Origin of the sequence: Streptococcus parasanguinis (assembly GCF_964238605.1) — a bacterium.
Classification (GTDB): Bacteria; Bacillota; Bacilli; order Lactobacillales; family Streptococcaceae; genus Streptococcus; species Streptococcus parasanguinis_AJ.
In genome coordinates this window covers 72317-89628 of sequence record NZ_CAXSMM010000001.1, presented here as the reverse complement: position 1 = coordinate 89628, position 17312 = coordinate 72317, and the positions used below count along the sequence as shown (strand labels likewise).

Annotated in this window: 19 protein-coding genes; 12 read left to right on the top strand and 7 right to left on the bottom strand. The window is 42.0% G+C overall.

Translation table 11 applies throughout. The features are described from left to right. Positions 1–73: 73 nt before the first annotated feature. Positions 74–1417, top strand: coding sequence for an MATE family efflux transporter (locus ACESR9_RS00470; RefSeq protein WP_373104887.1), 1344 nt, complete (start codon positions 74–76; stop codon positions 1415–1417). A 72-nt stretch (positions 1418–1489) separates the two neighbouring features. On the opposite strand, the gene ACESR9_RS00465 is transcribed toward ACESR9_RS00470, so the two are convergent. After that, entirely contained in the window at positions 1490–3160 is a 1671-nt protein-coding gene (locus ACESR9_RS00465) for a formate--tetrahydrofolate ligase (RefSeq protein ID WP_373104885.1), read from the bottom strand. A 175-nt stretch (positions 3161–3335) separates the two neighbouring features. On the opposite strand from ACESR9_RS00465, the gene ACESR9_RS00460 reads away from it, so the two are divergent. The 5 genes from ACESR9_RS00460 to ACESR9_RS00440 all read left to right on the top strand — a co-directional run bounded on the left by ACESR9_RS00460 (position 3336) and on the right by ACESR9_RS00440 (position 7591). Further along, positions 3336–4013 carry a phosphopantothenate--cysteine ligase gene (locus tag ACESR9_RS00460; protein ID WP_003012174.1) on the top strand — a complete coding sequence of 226 codons (678 nt, stop codon included), beginning with the start codon at positions 3336–3338 and terminating at the stop codon, positions 4011–4013. A 10-nt stretch (positions 4014–4023) separates the two neighbouring features. After that, positions 4024–4563 carry a phosphopantothenoylcysteine decarboxylase gene (gene coaC / locus ACESR9_RS00455; RefSeq protein WP_003012082.1) on the top strand — a complete coding sequence of 180 codons (540 nt, stop codon included), beginning with the start codon at positions 4024–4026 and terminating at the stop codon, positions 4561–4563. Continuing rightward, the gene (locus ACESR9_RS00450) at positions 4560–5120 is read left to right on the top strand and encodes an ECF transporter S component (RefSeq protein WP_003011870.1); all 561 of its coding nucleotides are present in this window, start codon (positions 4560–4562) and stop codon (positions 5118–5120) included. The genes coaC and ACESR9_RS00450 overlap by 4 nt, the downstream gene beginning before the upstream one ends. A gap of 150 nt (positions 5121–5270) precedes the next feature. After that, the gene (locus ACESR9_RS00445) at positions 5271–6986 is read left to right on the top strand and encodes a phospho-sugar mutase (protein WP_003007201.1); all 1716 of its coding nucleotides are present in this window, start codon (positions 5271–5273) and stop codon (positions 6984–6986) included. 257 nt (positions 6987–7243) lie between these two features. Beyond that, the gene (locus tag ACESR9_RS00440; RefSeq protein ID WP_373104881.1) at positions 7244–7591 is read left to right on the top strand and encodes a DUF6568 family protein; all 348 of its coding nucleotides are present in this window, start codon (positions 7244–7246) and stop codon (positions 7589–7591) included. Between the two features lie 26 nt (positions 7592–7617). On the opposite strand, the gene mutY is transcribed toward ACESR9_RS00440, so the two are convergent. From mutY to yjbM, 5 genes are all read right to left on the bottom strand, one after another. Next, complete coding sequence (gene mutY, locus ACESR9_RS00435; RefSeq protein ID WP_373104878.1) at positions 7618–8772, bottom strand: A/G-specific adenine glycosylase; 1155 nt, start codon at positions 8770–8772, stop codon at positions 7618–7620. 246 nt (positions 8773–9018) lie between these two features. After that, positions 9019–9993 (bottom strand): phosphate acetyltransferase, encoded by a 975-nt coding sequence (gene pta, locus ACESR9_RS00430; RefSeq protein WP_373104876.1) that lies wholly within the window; start codon positions 9991–9993, stop codon positions 9019–9021. A gap of 21 nt (positions 9994–10014) precedes the next feature. Next, positions 10015–10908: an RluA family pseudouridine synthase gene (locus tag ACESR9_RS00425; protein WP_373104873.1), complete on the bottom strand. Its 894-nt coding sequence runs from the start codon at positions 10906–10908 to the stop codon at positions 10015–10017. Beyond that, entirely contained in the window at positions 10905–11723 is an 819-nt protein-coding gene (locus ACESR9_RS00420) for an NAD kinase (RefSeq protein ID WP_282188909.1), read from the bottom strand. Before ACESR9_RS00420 ends, ACESR9_RS00425 begins: the two co-directional genes overlap by 4 nt. Next, positions 11707–12378, bottom strand: coding sequence for a GTP diphosphokinase (yjbM, locus tag ACESR9_RS00415; RefSeq protein ID WP_023918039.1), 672 nt, complete (start codon positions 12376–12378; stop codon positions 11707–11709). The genes ACESR9_RS00420 and yjbM overlap by 17 nt, the downstream gene beginning before the upstream one ends. 95 nt (positions 12379–12473) lie before the next feature. Between yjbM and ACESR9_RS00410 the strand changes: the two genes are divergently transcribed. From ACESR9_RS00410 to ACESR9_RS00385, 6 genes are all read left to right on the top strand, one after another. Then, entirely contained in the window at positions 12474–13031 is a 558-nt protein-coding gene (locus tag ACESR9_RS00410) for a CYTH domain-containing protein (protein ID WP_070586171.1), read from the top strand. Between the two features lie 72 nt (positions 13032–13103). Further along, positions 13104–14060 carry a ribose-phosphate diphosphokinase gene (locus tag ACESR9_RS00405; RefSeq protein ID WP_003007186.1) on the top strand — a complete coding sequence of 319 codons (957 nt, stop codon included), beginning with the start codon at positions 13104–13106 and terminating at the stop codon, positions 14058–14060. 9 nt (positions 14061–14069) lie between these two features. Then, a complete protein-coding gene (locus ACESR9_RS00400) occupies positions 14070–15182 on the top strand; it encodes a cysteine desulfurase family protein (RefSeq protein ID WP_373104869.1) in 1113 nt (370 codons plus the stop codon). 9 nt (positions 15183–15191) lie between these two features. Continuing rightward, complete coding sequence (locus ACESR9_RS00395) at positions 15192–15539, top strand: DUF1831 domain-containing protein (RefSeq protein WP_373104867.1); 348 nt, start codon at positions 15192–15194, stop codon at positions 15537–15539. Between the two features lies 1 nt (position 15540). Next, positions 15541–15756, top strand: a complete 216-nt coding sequence (locus tag ACESR9_RS00390; RefSeq protein ID WP_003015144.1) for a DUF4649 family protein — start codon at positions 15541–15543, stop codon at positions 15754–15756. A 130-nt stretch (positions 15757–15886) separates the two neighbouring features. Next, positions 15887–16534, top strand: a complete 648-nt coding sequence (locus tag ACESR9_RS00385; RefSeq protein ID WP_049506210.1) for a redox-sensing transcriptional repressor Rex — start codon at positions 15887–15889, stop codon at positions 16532–16534. A gap of 52 nt (positions 16535–16586) precedes the next feature. Here the strand turns inward: ACESR9_RS00385 and radC are convergent, their stop codons facing one another. After that, positions 16587–17270 carry a RadC family protein gene (radC, locus tag ACESR9_RS00380; RefSeq protein WP_049506208.1) on the bottom strand — a complete coding sequence of 228 codons (684 nt, stop codon included), beginning with the start codon at positions 17268–17270 and terminating at the stop codon, positions 16587–16589. Between the last annotated feature and the right edge of the window lie 42 nt (positions 17271–17312).

The following is a 17312-nucleotide window of genomic DNA, read 5'->3' as shown; positions in this document are numbered from 1 at the left end:
TTATACCAAAAAATGTAAGGGCCTTCAACTATCGACGCTTGTCGCTAGTTCCTGAAGTTGGTATAATGACACTATGAAAAGGATTCAACGTGTGGACCTCATAGATGGTCCTATTTTACCCGCTCTATTGAGTTTTGCCTTTCCTATTCTTTTGTCCAATATCTTTCAACAACTCTACAATACCTCGGATGTTATGATTGTAGGGCGTTTTTTAGGTCAAAAATCATTGGCTGCCGTTGGAGCAACCTCTGCCATATTTGATTTGATCGTTGGATTTGCTGTCGGTGTTGGAAATGGGATGGGCATCATTATCGCGAGAAATTATGGAGCCAAAAACGAAGACCAATTACGAAAATCAGTCGCAGCAACTGCTGTTATTGGTGGCATCCTCGGTCTCTTTGTGATCTTCATTGGTGCTGTCGGACTTTTTCCCCTGCTCCAATTTTTAGGGACCCCATCAGCCATTGTGTCTCAGTCTTATCTCTATATCGCTACCATTGTTAATGGTGTGGCTGTGACCTTTGCCTATAATCTTTGTGCCGGACTTCTTCGAGCGGTTGGCGATAGCTTAGCGGCACTCTACTTCTTGATTATCGCTGCTGTTCTCAATATTCTTCTTGATCTTTATTTTATTACCCAACTCCATCTCGGAGTCCAATCCGCTGGTATTGCGACCATTATTGCGCAAAGTTTTTCTGCCCTTCTTTGTTTCTTTTATATTCGAAAAAAAGTACCTTTCCTCCTGCCAAATCGCAACGATTTTGTTTGGGATCAAAGGCTCTATCAGGACTTAATCAGTCAGGGATTTACCATGGGGCTCATGTCTTCCATTGTCTCTATCGGAACAGTCATCTTACAATCAGCTATCAATAAGCTTGGAATGACCATCATTAGTGCTCATATCTCAGCGCGTCGGATCATGTCCTTTGCTCTCCTACCAATGGCTGCTATTTCCACTAGCATGACGACCTTTACCTCGCAAAACTTTGGTGCCAAACAATTCCGACGCATTCAAAAAGGGGTCAAACAAGCTTGTCTTCTCTCCTTCGTTTGGTCGATCATTGTTGCCATCCTCCTCTTCTTTACAAGCCCCTTCTTGACAAGCCTCATATCTGGATCAACCAATCTTAACTTGATCGCAAATGCCAGTCTCTATCTTCAAATCAGCTCCTGCTTCTATCCGGTCTTAGGATGCCTCTTGATTTTAGGGAATTCCCTCCAAGGTATCGGCCGAAAATTGACCCCTTTGATTTCTAGCTTTATCGAGTTAACAGGAAAAATTCTCTTTGTACTTTTCATTATCCCTCATACAGGCTATATAGGAGTCATTCTCTGCGAACCCTTGATTTGGGTCCCCATGACTCTTCAACTATGGTTTACCTATCATAAAGCTAGTCATAAGCTCCTTGCATCATAACATTCGACGAGTACGTAATAAAATAACTTCTGCTCTTTTGAACAGAAGTTATTTTTTGTCATAAGGCGTCTATTAGAACAAGCCGATCGCTGTTCCATCAGCAGCCACATCCATATTTAAAGCAGCTGGACGTTTTGGTAGACCAGGCATGGTCATGACATCCCCAGTCAAAGCGACAATAAAGCCTGCTCCCAATTTTGGAACCACTTCACGAATAGTGATTTCAAAGTTTTCAGGAGCTCCCAAGGCGTTTGGATTATCGGAGAAGCTATATTGTGTTTTGGCCATACAGATTGGCAACTTATCCCAACCATTTTTCACGATTTGGGCAATTTGTGTCTTAGCTTTCTTCTCAAAGTTTACCTTGCTACCACGGTAAATCTCCGTCACAATTTTTTCAATTTTTTCTTCTACAGAAAGGTTGTTATCATACAAACGGGTGTAGTTAGCTGGACTTGTTTCAATGGTCTTAACCAGTGTTTCAGCAAGGTCAACTCCACCTTCAGCACCATTCGCCCATACGCTCGCAAGCTCTACTGGTACCTCAATTTCAGCACACAATTCTTTCAAAGCAGCAATTTCTGCTGCTGTATCGGTGATAAATTCATTGATGGCAACTACTGCAGGAATGCCAAACTTACGAATATTTTCAACGTGACGTTTTAAGTTGGCAAAACCAGCACGAACAGCCTCTACATTTTCTTCAGTCAGAGCATCCTTGGTAACTCCACCATTCATCTTAAGGGCACGAAGTGTCGCTACGATCACTACTGCATCTGGAGAAGTAGGCAAGTTTGGCGTTTTAATATCGAGGAATTTTTCAGCACCAAGGTCAGCACCAAAACCTGCTTCTGTAATTGTATAGTCCGCTAAATGAAGAGCTGTCGTCGTTGCTAATACAGAGTTACATCCATGGGCAATATTGGCAAATGGACCACCGTGAACAAAGGCAGGAGTTCCATAGATGGTTTGAACCAAGTTTGGCTTAATCGCATCTTTAAGGATCAAGGCAAGAGCCCCTTCCACTTCTAAATCACGGACATAAACTGGACTGCGATCATAGCGGTAACCGATCACAATATTAGCCAAACGGCCTTTCAAATCTTCAATATCTGTCGCCAAGCAAAGGATGGCCATAATCTCAGAAGCAACCGTAATATCAAAACCGTCTTCACGCGGAATCCCATTTAAAGGACCGCCAAGACCGACAGAAACATGGCGCAAAGCGCGGTCATTCAAATCCACTACCCGTTTCCAAATAATGCGACGTTGGTCAATACCGAGTTCATTTCCTTGATGCAAATGATTGTCAATCAAAGCAGAAAGAGCATTATTTGCCGTTGTGATGGCATGCATATCCCCTGTGAAATGAAGGTTGATGTCTTCCATCGGTAGAACTTGGGCATAGCCACCACCAGCAGCACCACCTTTAATCCCCATAACCGGACCCAAAGAAGGTTCGCGAATGGCAATCATGGTTTTTTTACCGATTTTATTCAAAGCATCTGCTAGACCAATGGTAATGGTTGATTTCCCTTCTCCAGCTGGAGTTGGGTTGATCGCAGTGACTAAGATAAGTTTTCCTACTGGATTTTTCTCAACTTCACGAATCTTATCAAAGCTCAATTTCGCCTTGTATTTTCCATACAATTCAAGATCATCGTCAACCAAACCAATCTTCTTAACAACGTCCACAATCGGTTGGAGTTCAATGCTTTGAGCAATTTCGATATCTGTTTTCATAAGGGACTCCTTTATATTTGATAGATCTATTATACCGAAAATTCGCGTAAATAACATGGTTTTACCACCTTTTGAATCGAACGTTCGTTTTTTATCTAAATTTTATGGCTACACATAGCTAATCCTAATAGCTTCAGAACTTTACTTACGTATCTTTTTTGTGTAAAATAAGCATATGCATATTTTAATTACATCAGGCGGAACGAGCGAAGCCATTGATAGTGTTCGTTCGATCACCAATCATTCCACCGGGAAATTAGGGAAAATCCTTGCAGAAACAGCTCTTGCTATGGGACATCAGGTGACCTTGATCACAACGCCTACCGCTCTTAAACCCGATCCTCACCCACAGCTTCGACTTCTATTGATCCAGAATGTCGAAGAACTTCTCGCACAAATGAAAACGGAAGTCCCTCATCATCAGGTTTTGATTCACGCTATGGCTGTTTCAGACTACACACCTGTTTACATGACAGGCCTTGATGAAGTTGAGAAAGCTCAAGACCTTCATAGCTTTATCCATCGCGAAAATCAGGAAGCGAAAATTTCTTCCAAAGAAGAATACCAGGTACTCTTTCTAAAGAAAAATCCCAAGATTATCTCGCTCGTCAAAGAATGGAACCCTGCTATTCAACTGATTGGCTTTAAGCTATTAGTCGACGTTTCTTCTGAAGAGTTGATCCAGGTAGCGCGTGAAAGCCTCGTTAAAAATCATGCCAGCATGATCGTTGCCAATGATCTGACCAAGATTCAGAACGGTCAGCATCAAGCCTATCTAGTGACAGACGATCAGGTCCTAGAAGCTTCTACGAAAACAGAAATCGCAGAGGCTATCCTACGTTATATCAAATAAAAAGGAACATATGACACACATTACTTTAGCGGTTACCGGTAGTATTTCCGCCTATAAAGCGGCTGATATTACCAGCCAACTAACCAAATTGGGCTTTGAAGTGAAGGTCCTCATGACTCCTTCAGCCCAAAAATTTATCACCCCTTTAACCTTGCAAGTTCTTTCAAAAAATCAAGTCGGGCTAGATGTTATGATGGAAGACGATCCACAGCGGATCGAGCACATCAACATTGGGAAAGAAACTGACCTCTTTCTTGTCGCGCCAGCCAGTGCCAATACCATTGCTAAATTGGCTATGGGACTGGCAGATAATATGGTCACAAGCACAGCTCTAGCCTTGCCACAAAGAACTAAAAAATTACTGGCCCCTGCTATGAATACAAAAATGCTAGAACATCCCGCTACCCAACGAAATCTAAAGCTCTTACAAGACTATGGTTACCAGATCATCCAACCTCGTGATGCTGTTCTTGCTTGTGGGGACAAAGGTGCTGGAGCTCTAGCGCCTGTAGAAACTATTGTAGAAACTGTTAAGGAGAATTGTTTATGAGAAAATCATCTTCTATTTCACGAATTGCCATCTTTTTTGCGGTGATGATCACCATTCACTTTGTGACGTCCTTCATTCTGCAATTTGTTCCATCAGGAATTCAACCAACCTTGGTTCATATTCCTGTCGTGATCGCCTCTATCATATACGGTCCACGGATTGGAGCTATCTTAGGACTCCTCATGGGACTCTTTAGCCTCACTATGAATACCCTGGTTATAACACCCGCCAGCTATCTCTTTAGTCCCTTTGTCCCTCATGGGAATCTATACTCCCTTATCATTGCCATAGTCCCTCGGATTCTCATCGGGGTAACCCCTTACTTCGTCTATCGCTGGATTCGCAATCGTACTGGACTTGTGATCGCTGGAATTGTCGGCTCTATGACCAATACTGTTTTCGTTCTAAGTGGGATTTACTTCTTCTTTGGTAACAGTTTTGGAGGGGGGATTCAACATTTCCTAGCCTTGATTGTATCTACCAACTCTCTCATCGAAGTCATTGCGACAGTACTCATTACCAGTGCAGTCGTTCCATCTCTTGAAAAATTAAAATAACCTTTCAAGCCAAGACCAATTTATCTTGGCTTTTTTTGATGGTGAATTAGCTCTATTTTTTTGAAAAGATTTACAATTATCGCTAGAATTTTCTGAAAAAATTTGCTATAATGTAAGCGATTAAATTATAAGCAAAAAGGAGACGCTTGCATGACCTATCAAGAAAACTACCAAAAATGGCTCGACTTTGCTGAATTACCAGCTTACCTTCGTGATGAGTTGGTCGCAATGGATGAAAAAACAAAAGAAGATGCCTTCTATACCAACCTAGAATTCGGTACAGCTGGTATGCGTGGATTAATCGGTGCTGGTACCAACCGTATTAATATCTATGTTGTTCGCCAAGCAACTGAAGGATTGGCCCAATTGATCGACTCAAAAGGTGAGGAAGCGAAGAAACGCGGAGTTGCGATCGCTTACGACAGCCGTCACTTCTCTCCTGAGTTTGCTTTTGAATCTGCTCAAGTTTTGGCTGCACACGGAATCAAATCTTATGTATTTGAAAGCCTTCGTCCAACACCTGAATTGTCATTTGCTGTTCGTCATCTCCACACATTTGCTGGGATCATGGTAACAGCTAGTCACAACCCTGCTCCATTTAACGGATATAAGGTATACGGTGAAGACGGTGGACAAATGCCTCCTGCAGATGCTGATGCATTAACAGATTACATCCGTGCTATCGAAAATCCTTTCACTGTGCAATTGGCTGACCTTGAAGAAAGCAAAGCTAATGGCTTGATTGAAGTTATCGGTGAAAACGTCGACGCTGAATACTTGAAAGAAGTGAAAGGCGTTAACATCAACCAAGACTTGATCAATGAATACGGACGCGACATGAAGATTGTCTACACTCCACTTCATGGTACTGGCGAAATGTTGGCTCGTCGTGCTCTTGCCCAAGCTGGATTTGAAGCTGTTCAAGTTGTTGAAGCTCAAGCTGTTCCAGATGCTGACTTCTCAACTGTTAAATCTCCAAATCCTGAAAACCAAGCTGCCTTTGCTCTTGCTGAAGAACTTGGTCGCAAAGTAGACGCTGATGTATTGGTTGCAACTGACCCAGATGCTGACCGCCTTGGTGTTGAAATCCGCCAACCAGACGGTTCTTACCTAAACCTTTCTGGTAACCAAATCGGAGCGATCATTGCTAAATACATTCTTGAAGCTCACAAAACAGCTGGTACACTTCCTGCCAATGCTGCCCTCTGTAAATCAATCGTATCAACTGAGTTGGTGACTAAGATTGCAGAAAGCTACGGCGCAACAATGTTTAACGTCTTGACTGGTTTCAAATTTATCGGTGAAAAAATCCATGAATTTGAAACACAACACAACCACACTTACATGCTTGGTTTCGAAGAAAGCTTCGGTTACCTCATCAAACCATTCGTACGTGACAAAGACGCTATCCAAGCTGTTCTTATCGTCGCCGAAATCGCAGCTTACTACCGCTCACGTGGTATGACTTTGGCAGATGGTATCGAAGAAATCTACAAACAATACGGCTACTTCGCAGAAAAAACCATCTCTGTTACCCTTTCAGGTGTGGACGGGGCTGCTGAAATCAAGAAAATTATGGATAAATTCCGTGGCAATGCTCCTAAACAATTTAACAATACAGACATTGCTAAGACAGAAGACTTCTTGGAACAAACAGCTACTACTGCTGACGGCGTTGAAAAGTTGACAACTCCTCCAAGCAACGTGCTTAAATACATTTTGGCTGATGATTCATGGTTTGCCGTTCGTCCCTCAGGTACCGAACCAAAAATCAAATTCTACATCGCTACAGTTGGTGAATCTGAAGCAGATGCTAAAGAAAAAATTGCAAATATCGAAGCAGAAATCAATGCTTTTGTAGGCTAAAACACGAGGCTGGGACAAAAGTCCTAGCCTCTCAATTATTTTTGGATTGTTGAGCAAGACGCAGTGGTTGAGTGGGCTCTACTACGCTGATTTTATCAGCTTTTACACCCCTACTCAACTGTGCGGAGGTGGGACGACGAAATCGAATTCTAACGAATAACCGATTTCTGTCCCACTCTCTCTTTCTTTCGTAGCAAATACCAGCGATTTTATAGAAAATATGGCATACTAGACTTAGAAGAAAACGAGGTAATCTCATGGAACAATTTTTAGAAGATATTAAAGATCTTGAAGTGACAACTGTCGCGCGTGCGCAGGAAGCAATCGATCAAAAAGAAACAGCAACCTTCTTTATCGGACGCAAGACTTGTCCTTACTGCCGGAAGTTCGCTGCTAAGTTGGCAACTGTCGTAGCTAAAACAAAAGCTCATATCTACTTCATCAATAGTGAAGAACCAAGTCAGCTAGACGCATTACAAGCCTTCCGCTCAACTTACGGCATCCCAACTGTCCCAGGATTTTTACATGTCGAATCCGGTGAAGTCACTGTTCGTTGCGACTCATCTATGTCTGAAGAAGAAATCAAAGCATTCGCTCATTTATAAAATAATAGCTAGAGATCAGTCTCTAGCTATTTTTCATTTTCCGAAAAAGTCGTCCAAATCTTTTGCTGAGGTTTAGCAAAAGGATAGTCCGAAAATTCTTCTGGTGTTAACCAAACAGTCGATTCGCTTGCTAACTCTTCACCTTCTTTTACCAGACCATATCGTATTTGAACCTGCCACTTGTGATGCGAAAAGACATGCTGCACGATAGGATACGATCTGTCCTGCCAATCAATGACCAAGTCATAGTCCTGTTCAAAAGAAAGAATTTCTGGGTTGCTCTCTGCTTCCCCCTTACTATCCAGTAGTGATAATTGGCCTAGGTTCTCAGACAGGCAATCCACTTCGATCAAGGGGAAATGCCAGAAACCTGATAAAAGCCCTTCTCGCTCATTTTTCTCCAGCAAGTAGTGACCTTGACTATCCTTGATAATAAAAGCTGTTAGATAGACAGGTACAGGTTTCTTCTTAGGAGCCTTAATGGGATAACGATCCATGGTCCCATGTTGGTAGGCCGCGCTAAATTCCTTAACAGGACTCTCTTCCGGACGTGGATTGACTGGCGATTCAATATCGGATCCCAAATCCATCAAAGCCTGATTGAAATCACCCGGACGGGCCGGATCGATCAAAATTTCCATCATGGCTTGAAAAATCTTGCGATTGGTCGGTACACCAATATCGTAGTCCACCTCAAACAAACGGGCTAGAACACGCATGACATTGCCATCCACTGCTGGCTCTGGCAAGCCAAAAGCAATACTAGCAATGGCACCAGCTGTATAAGGCCCAATTCCCTTGAGTTTAGAGATTTCGTCATAGCTTGACGGAAACACTCCTCCATGATTTTCCATTATCTGCTGGGCAGCTTTCTGCATATTGCGGACACGTGAGTAATACCCCAATCCTTCCCAAGCTTTTAAGAGTTTTTCTTCAGGGGCTTGAGCCAAATCAGCGACCGTCGGAAACCAATCTAAAAAGCGCTCATAATAAGGAATCACCGTATCGACACGTGTCTGCTGGAGCATAATCTCTGAGATCCAAATTTTATAAGGATCCTGGGTCCTTCTCCAGGGGAGATCCCGTTTATGGGCATCATACCAGGCTAATAACTTTTCTCGGAAAGAGGCGATTTTTTCCTCCTCCCACATGGTAATCCCGTAATCTTTTAAATCTAACATATTCCTAGTATACCATAGAATGAGTTAGAGTTTAGAAATTCTGATTTTATAAAGAAAAAGAGGCTGGGACAAAAGTCCTAGCCTCTCAATTATTTTTGGATTGTCGAGCAAGACGCAGTGGTTGAGTGGGCTCTACTACGCTGATTTCATCAGCTTTTACAGCCCTACTCAACTGTGCGGGGGTGGGAAGACGAAATCGAATTTTAACGAATTACCGATTTCTGTCCCACTCTCTAAATGCATTACTTATTGTTCAACAGCTTGAGCAGCAGTAATCAAGGTCAATTTGTAAACGTCATCTGCATTACATCCACGAGAAAGGTCGTTGACTGGTTTGTTCAACCCTTGCAAAACTGGACCTACCGCCGCAAAACCACCAAGACGTTCTGCCATCTTGTATCCAATGTTACCTGCTTCAATACCAGGGAAGATAAAGACATTGGCTTGACCTGCTACCTTGCTTCCTGGAGCCTTCAAGGCTGCAGTTGCAGGGACAAAGGCTGCGTCAAATTGCAATTCCCCGTCAATTTCAAGATCTGGACGAAGTTCATGAGCAAGCTTAGTCGCTTCGACAACCTTATCAACACTTTCACCGAAACCAGATCCTTTTGTTGAATAGCTCAACATAGCAATTTTTGGATCAATTCCAAACATCTTGGCTGTGATAGCTGAATTGATAGCAATTTCGGCTAATCCTTCAGCATCTGGATTGATGTTGATGGCACAGTCCCCGAACAAGTAGCGTTCAGATCCACGAACCATAAGGAAAGCTCCTGAAGTCCGTTTTACATTTGGACGAGTTTTGATAATTTGAAGAGCTGGACGAACAGTTGCAGCTGTTGAGTGAATCGCACCAGATACCATTCCATCAACGATTCCCATGTGTACCAACATGACACCAAAATAGTTAACGTCGTCTTTCAAGACTTGACGCGCTTCTTCTTCTGTCATTTTGCCCTTACGACGTTCTACCAAGGAAGCTACCATTTCTTCAAAACCTGGATAAGAATGAGGATCGATGACTTCATATCCATCCAAAACCCGTTCGATTTCAAGATAAATCCGTATTTTATCCGGATTACCAAGCAAGACAGGGGTTACTTCTGTCTCGTTCACAATGCGTTTTGTCGCTTGGAGGATACGAGGTTCTTCACCTTCTGGTAATACAATACGTGCATTCTTACCAACGAGGTTGGCTTTGAGATTTTCGAAAACTTCCATGAGTTTTACTCCTTTTAATAATTAATAACTTGTTTGAAGCTGTGTTAATACAGCTTGGAAATCTGGAGGCAGTGGACTTTCTATGACCAATTCTTCCTCTAGAAATGGATGATAATAGGATAGACGATGACAATGAAGGGCCTGGCGCTCAATGCCATCTTCTAAACTGCCGCCATAGAGATCATCTCCCAAGAGCGGAAAACCAATATGGGAAAAATGAACGCGGATCTGATGGGTTCGACCTGTGTGTAACTGAATATCCACTAGGTGAATATCACCAAAAGATTGAACAACCTGGTAGCTAGTATGAGCATACTTGCCACCTTTTGCTACTTTTCGGGTGATAATTGACTCTTCATCACGCGCAATCGGAGCAATAATCTCTCCGACAGGATCAAGCTTCCCAGATCCCTTGACCAAGGCATAATAGCGTTTCTGAATCGTTTTAGACTGCAATTGCTTATCCAAGCGGGCATGGGCATAGCCATGTTTGGCAAAAAGCATGACGCCACTAGTATCCTTGTCCAGGCGAGTGACAATGTGAACCTGCTGGTTCTCGTAGCCCTGTTTCACATAATAGCCTTTTACAAAATTGGCTAAGGTATTAGAATGAATCGCACTTGGAATAGAAGCAATCCCAAAGGGTTTGTTTAAGACCAAAAAATGATCATCTTCAAACAAAATATCCAAAGGCCGATCCATGGGTTTTAGGGTTTCGAACCCTTCTTCTGCTGGAATATCAATGACCAAGTTATCTCCAATATCCAACAAATAAATCGAATTCTCCGGACGTCCATTGACAAGGATCTGGCCACCACGAAACTTAATCTTTGCTAAGAGCCCCTTAGAAACCTCGTGCTTTTTCAGGAAGGTCTTGACCTTGACATGCTCATCGACAATGAATTCAAATCTCATTCTCTATCATCTCCGATAAAGGCATCCTTGACCCGATTCCAGAAGCTGGTGTGACTGGAACTTGCCACAAAATTAATCTTATGGTTGTCAATCTGGTATTCTACCTTGGCAATATTACGGTAAGAATAGGTTGAATTATCAACAGAGATAATGTGGAAGCCAGGTCTTGTCGGTGTAATCTCGATCTTATCCTTTTTAGGGACAATGACAGAAGAACCCAAGGTACGATAAACACGGTTGTTGAGACTGGCGATCTCAGCGATTTGCAGCGCCTCAATAGTTGGGTGAAGGACTGCTCCTCCCAAGGATTTATTGTAAGCCGTACTTCCTGTAGGAGTCGAAACGGTGATCCCGTCTCCTCTGAAGCGCTCAAAATCCACTCCATTAATCGTGAGATCAGCAACCATGGTTCGGTCGCTTCTCTTAATCGTTGCTTCGTTCAAAGCTCTCATGGTACGGGTTTCCCCATTTTCGAAAGTAATCTTGACATTCAAAATAGGGTAAGAAACCTTAGCACCTGTATCATATTTCAAATTCTCAACCAGCTTATCGATTTCACTGTCTAAGTAATCCGTATAGAATCCTAAGTGTCCGGTATGGACGCCAACAAATCGCACCCGATCCAACTGGTGTTCATACTTGTGAAAGGCTGATAACAACATCCCATCGCCACCAATTGAAATCACAATATCCGGGTGCTTCTCCGTCAAAATAAAATTATTTTTCCGAAGCTTGTAGCGCAACTGCTGAAAAACCTCTTCACTTTGACGCTTGCGATTGCGAATAATGGATACTTTTTTACCTGTAGTCTTCATCTGTGTCATCACTATTTCCAACGCCATCATTTAACTTACGATGAAGTGGATCAAACAGGGCTTGAGCCTCCTGAATCGCATCCCGAATTGCCCCCATCTCTTCATCCAAGAGATAGGCCAGGTTTGCTGTCGTCTCTAAGCGTTTTTTGATCTCGTCTGGAAAGTCTCCTTTATATTTATAATTAAGCGAGTGTTCAATGGTTGCCCAAAAATTCATGGACAAGGTCCGAATTTGAATCTCTGCTAAGATCGTTTCATTTCCATCAATAGTATCGACCGGATACTCGACCACGACGTGGTAACTCCGGTAGCCACTTGATTTCTTGTGGCGGATGTAATCTCGCTCTTGGACCACGCGCATATCCTGCCGTTGTCTCAGAACCTCTAGGATCTCTTCGACGTCATCCACAAACTGGACCATGATGCGAAGACCAGCAATATCTTGCATATCCTGAGCCAGATTTTCTTCAGAAATATTTCTTCGGATCATCTTTTCGCGAATGCTCTCAATCGGCTTGACCCGTCCTGTAACAAACTCAATTGGAGAATGCTTTTGTTGCTTACGATATTGCTTACGAATCCCACGCAGTTTGATTTTTAATTCCCCAACTGCTTGGATATACGGATCTAAGAAGTTTTCCCAATCAATTGCCATCCTACCACCTTGTAATCTGAACCATTTTTGTATACAATAAACACATCTCTTATTATATCATGAATCGCTTTTGAAAAAAAGCAAAGGACCACAAAATGAACCATTTAGAAATTGAATACAAAACCATGCTAGACAAGGAGGAATACCAATCCCTCCTTCCACTTTTTGCTGATACAGAATTGGTTGTCCAAACCAATCACTATATCGATACACCCGACCAGCTCATCCGTAAGGAAAAAATGGCCTTGCGGGTGCGTACTTTCACAGATCAGGCTGAATTGACTCTCAAAGTCCCTGAAGATGTTGGCCATTTCGAGTACAATCAAGACCTCAACCCAGAAGAAACCAAGGAGATTCTTCAACAACAACAGTTTCCTGACGGAGAAATCAAAAAACTCTTGAAATCTAAAGAAATCCCAGTTGAGCAACTCGCGGTCTGGGGAAGCCTTACAACAGAACGATTCGAAAAAGAAACTGATGCAGGCTTAGTAGCACTAGACCGCAGTCTCTATCTAGACACTGAAGATTATGAATTGGAAATCGAGGTCGAAACTGCTGAGCAGGAAGAAAATTTCCATCAGTTCATCAAAGAGCATGGAATCGTCTACAAAGCTGCTAAAAATAAAATCGCCAGATTGGCGGAAAGATTGTAAAATAGCTGAAATTATCGCAAATTTTTGCTAAAATAGTGCTAAGATCAAAAATCTAAATGAGGTTGGAATCACATGTCAGATAAAAAAAATATGAAGCTCTTCTCTCTCAATTCAAATCCAGAGATTGCGCAAAAGATTGCGGATCACGCTGGGGTTCCACTTGGGAAAATTTCATCCCGTCAATTCTCAGATGGTGAAATCCAAGTCAATATTGAGGAAAGTGTTCGTGGATATGATATTTATATCATTCAATCAACCAGTTTCCCTGTCAACAATCACTTGATGGAACTGTTAATTATGGTAGATGCTTGCCAACGGGCCAGCGCAAATACTGTCAATGTGGTCATGCCTTACTTCGGTTATGCCCGCCAAGACCGGACTGCTGCTCCTCGCGAACCAATCACAGCTAAGCTCGTCGCAAACATGTTGGTCAAAGCTGGGGTGGATCGCGTTGTCACACTGGATCTCCATGCTGTTCAGGTTCAAGGTTTCTTCGATATTGCCGTGGATAACCTCTTTACCATTCCACTTTTTGCAGAACACTACATCAACAAAGGTCTAACAGGGCCTGATGTCGTCGTCGTCAGCCCTAAAAACTCTGGTGTCAAACGAGCTCGTAGTTTAGCTGAATATCTTGATGCACCGATTGCGATCATTGATTACGAGCAAGATGATGCGAACCGTGATTATGGCTATATTATCGGGGATGTCAAAGATAAGAAAGCGATCTTGATTGACGATATCCTCAATACCGGTAAGACATTCTCAGAAGCTGCGAAAATCGTCGAACGAGAAGGAGCTACTGAAATTTATGCTGTATCAAGCCATGGTTTATTTGTAAAAGGTGCTGTCGAGTTATTAGACCAAGCTCCGATCAAAGAAATCTTGGTAACTGATTCTGTTGCTCCAAATGGACCAACTCCAAAAAATATTAACTATCTGACAGCTAGCGAACTGATCGCTGAAGCTATTGTTCGCATTCAAGAAAGAAAACCTGTTAGTCCTCTATTTGCCTACCACAAGAAATAAGGTCTTAATGTGATATATTTTGATAATGCCGCAACAACTCCCCTTCTACCTGAAGTCATTGATAAAATGTCTGAAACTATGAAGACCACATTTGGAAATCCATCGAGCCTTCATGCTCATGGACGGATGGCTAGTAAACTTCTCCGAGAATCTCGCGAGCAGATTGCTCAGTCTCTCCATACTCTTCCAAATCGTATTTTCTTCACTTCAGGTGGATCAGAAAGTAATAATACCGTTATAAAAGGCTACTGCTTGAAACACCAAGCAGATGGCAAACACATCATTACGACCGCTTTGGAACACCATGCGGTTCTAGAACCCATCGAATACCTTGTAGAACGTTTCGGTTTTGAAGTTACGATCGTCCAACCAAGAGTTGGACGCATTCTGGCTAGTGATATCAAGGCCGCTCTTAGACCGGATACTATTCTTGTCTCTACCATGTTTGCCAATAACGAGACTGGCGATCTTCTACCGATTAAAGAAATCGGAGAACTCTTAAAAGATCATCCAGCTGCCTTTCACGTTGATGCTGTCCAAGCAATCGGAAAGGTCCCTGTCTATCCCGAAGAGTTGGGAATTGATTTTCTCAGTGCTTCTGCCCACAAATTCCATGGACCAAAGGGAGTTGGTTTCCTTTATGCAACTGTCCCAGACTTTGATAATCTCATCCATGGTGGGGATCAGGAAAGTAAGATGAGAGCCAGCACGGAAAATCTCATTTCTATTGTCGGGATGGCAACTGCGCTTCAGCAAGCTACACTTCATCAAGAAGAAAATTTCAACCAGGTTCAAAAACTTGGCCAGGAACTAGTCAATGGTTTAGCAGCCTACGACTACTACGTAAATGCGAATGACGATCATCTTCCATTTGTTTGGAACCTTGGCTTTCCGGGTGTCCAAAATGATGTATTATTGATGCGACTCGATCTTGCTGGAATTTCTGTCTCTACAGGTTCTGCTTGTACCGCCGGTACAGTTCAACCCAGCCATGTCCTTGAGGCGCTCTATGGAAAAGATAGCTCACGCCTAAAAGAATCCCTTCGAATTAGTTTTTCAGAACTCAATACCGTAGAGGAGGTTCAAGACTTCCTCTCAAAACTTAAAGAAATTTTATCATAGGAGAACAATATGACTTTTGAAACAAGTGTTTCATTGAAAGACTGCAAATATACCTATAGTCTACACCCAAATGTTAAAAAATATACCTTACGTGACAATACATTTGCTGTTACAAAAGTTGGAAATTACGAGTTAAATCGTTTGCTCGAAGCTGTTCCAAATAGCGGTGAAGGCTTCTTGCTTAAAATTATCTTCAACAAAGACCTCACAGGTTTTAAAATCAATATTACAGATAAGTCTGGACTTCGTCTGGTGAATATCTTTAAAAATCCAGAAAATGACATTATCCAACAAAAATTTTATTTCCTAATGGATAGTCTTGTCGAAAGAGAAATTTTCAACAAAACAGAGGTCTAATATGGTAACCCTAACTTATATCGACGCTTACCAAGTAGAACGAATGACTACTTATCCCGACCTTGCAGCCTGCATCCTAGCATTTTCAGGCTGTGTAACCCTGCCTGACTCTTACTCAATTGTTTCCATTGAATACAAGGGTGAAAAACTCCCCTATAAGGGGAGAGTCGATGGGCTCTATGCTTTTTTGAAAAAGGTAGAGCAAGCTGAAAACTAAGCTGATGCTGATGGAACTCTCCCATCACCATCAGCTTTTTCTTTAGACAAAAATATTTTTGAAAAACCGTTCAAGATAGTTGATTTTTTCACAATCTTCCTATACAATAAGAGGGAAAGGTTGTGATATTGTGAAACATGATAAAAATACTCCAATTCCACGCGCAACAGCAAAACGCTTATCGCTCTACTACCGCATTTTTAAACGCTTTAACTCTGAAAAAATAGAGCGCGCCAATTCCAAGCAAATTGCGGATGCAATTGGGATTGACTCTGCTACTGTTCGCAGAGATTTTTCTTATTTTGGTGAATTGGGAAGACGTGGATTTGGTTATGATGTAAAAAAACTGATGAACTTCTTTGCAGATCTTTTAAATGACAATGCTATTACTAATGTCGCTATTGTTGGGATCGGAAATATGGGAAGCGCCCTTCTTAATTACCGTTTCCATGAGCGAAATAAAATGAAAATTGTCATGGCTTTTGATGTAGATGATCATGAACTGATTAATACCAAAAGTAAGGATGGGATCCCCATTTATGGGATTTCTACGATCAAAGAGAATCTCAAAAAAGAAGGCATTCAAACAGCCATTCTAACTGTTCCAAGTGTTAAGGCTCAAGAAGTTGCTAGTCTTTTAGTAGATGCTGGTGTCAAAGGAATTCTAAGCTTTTCTCCAGTCCATCTGACAGTTCCTAAAGAGGTTGTTGTCCAATATGTCGATCTTACTAGTGAATTGCAAACACTTCTTTATTTTATGCGTAAAAACGAAGAATAAAGACTTATACTTCAACAACAAAAAGGTTGGAACAAGAAGGTTCCAACCTTTTTTATACCAAATAATCCGTTTCTTCTCGATAACTATAGTAGTTTTCTTCGGATACAATCAAATGATCCAATAGGGTCAACCCCATTACTTCACAGGCCTCTAAGACTCGCTGAGTGACTTCATCATCATTTTTACTGGGGAACACAGCACCAGATGGATGATTGTGAGCCAAGATAATGGAGGTTGCCATGTGCTTCAGTGCATAATGCAGGATTTCACGCGGCTCCGCGATACTTCGATTCACTGTTCCAATAAAGATCGTCTGTTGATGAATAATTTCATTTTGGGTATTCAAATAAAGGGCAACTAGGTGCTCCTGCTTTTTATGGCCAATTTCCTGTTGAATTTTATGGGCCAATTTCTGACTACTCATGATTTGTTCGGAACTCATTAGTTCATCTTTATGAATCCTTCGTCCAAACTCAATAACAGCCTGAAGTTCGATGGCCTTCACTCGCCCAATGCCAGAGATTTCCTGTAGCTCCTCTAGGGTTAATTGCCCTAACTCCTTTAAACTATTTACCGAGCTCAAAAGACCTTGTGCAATCTCATAAACGCTTTTTTGCTTGTTACCTGTCCGTAAGAGAATGGATAACAATTCCTGATGACTCAGCTTATCTACCCCTTCAGAAACCAAACGTTCTCTAGGAAGCAAAGATGGTTCAATAAATGATATGTCGTACATAATTTCCTCCTCACTTATTAATTCGTAATAAATAGAGAAAAC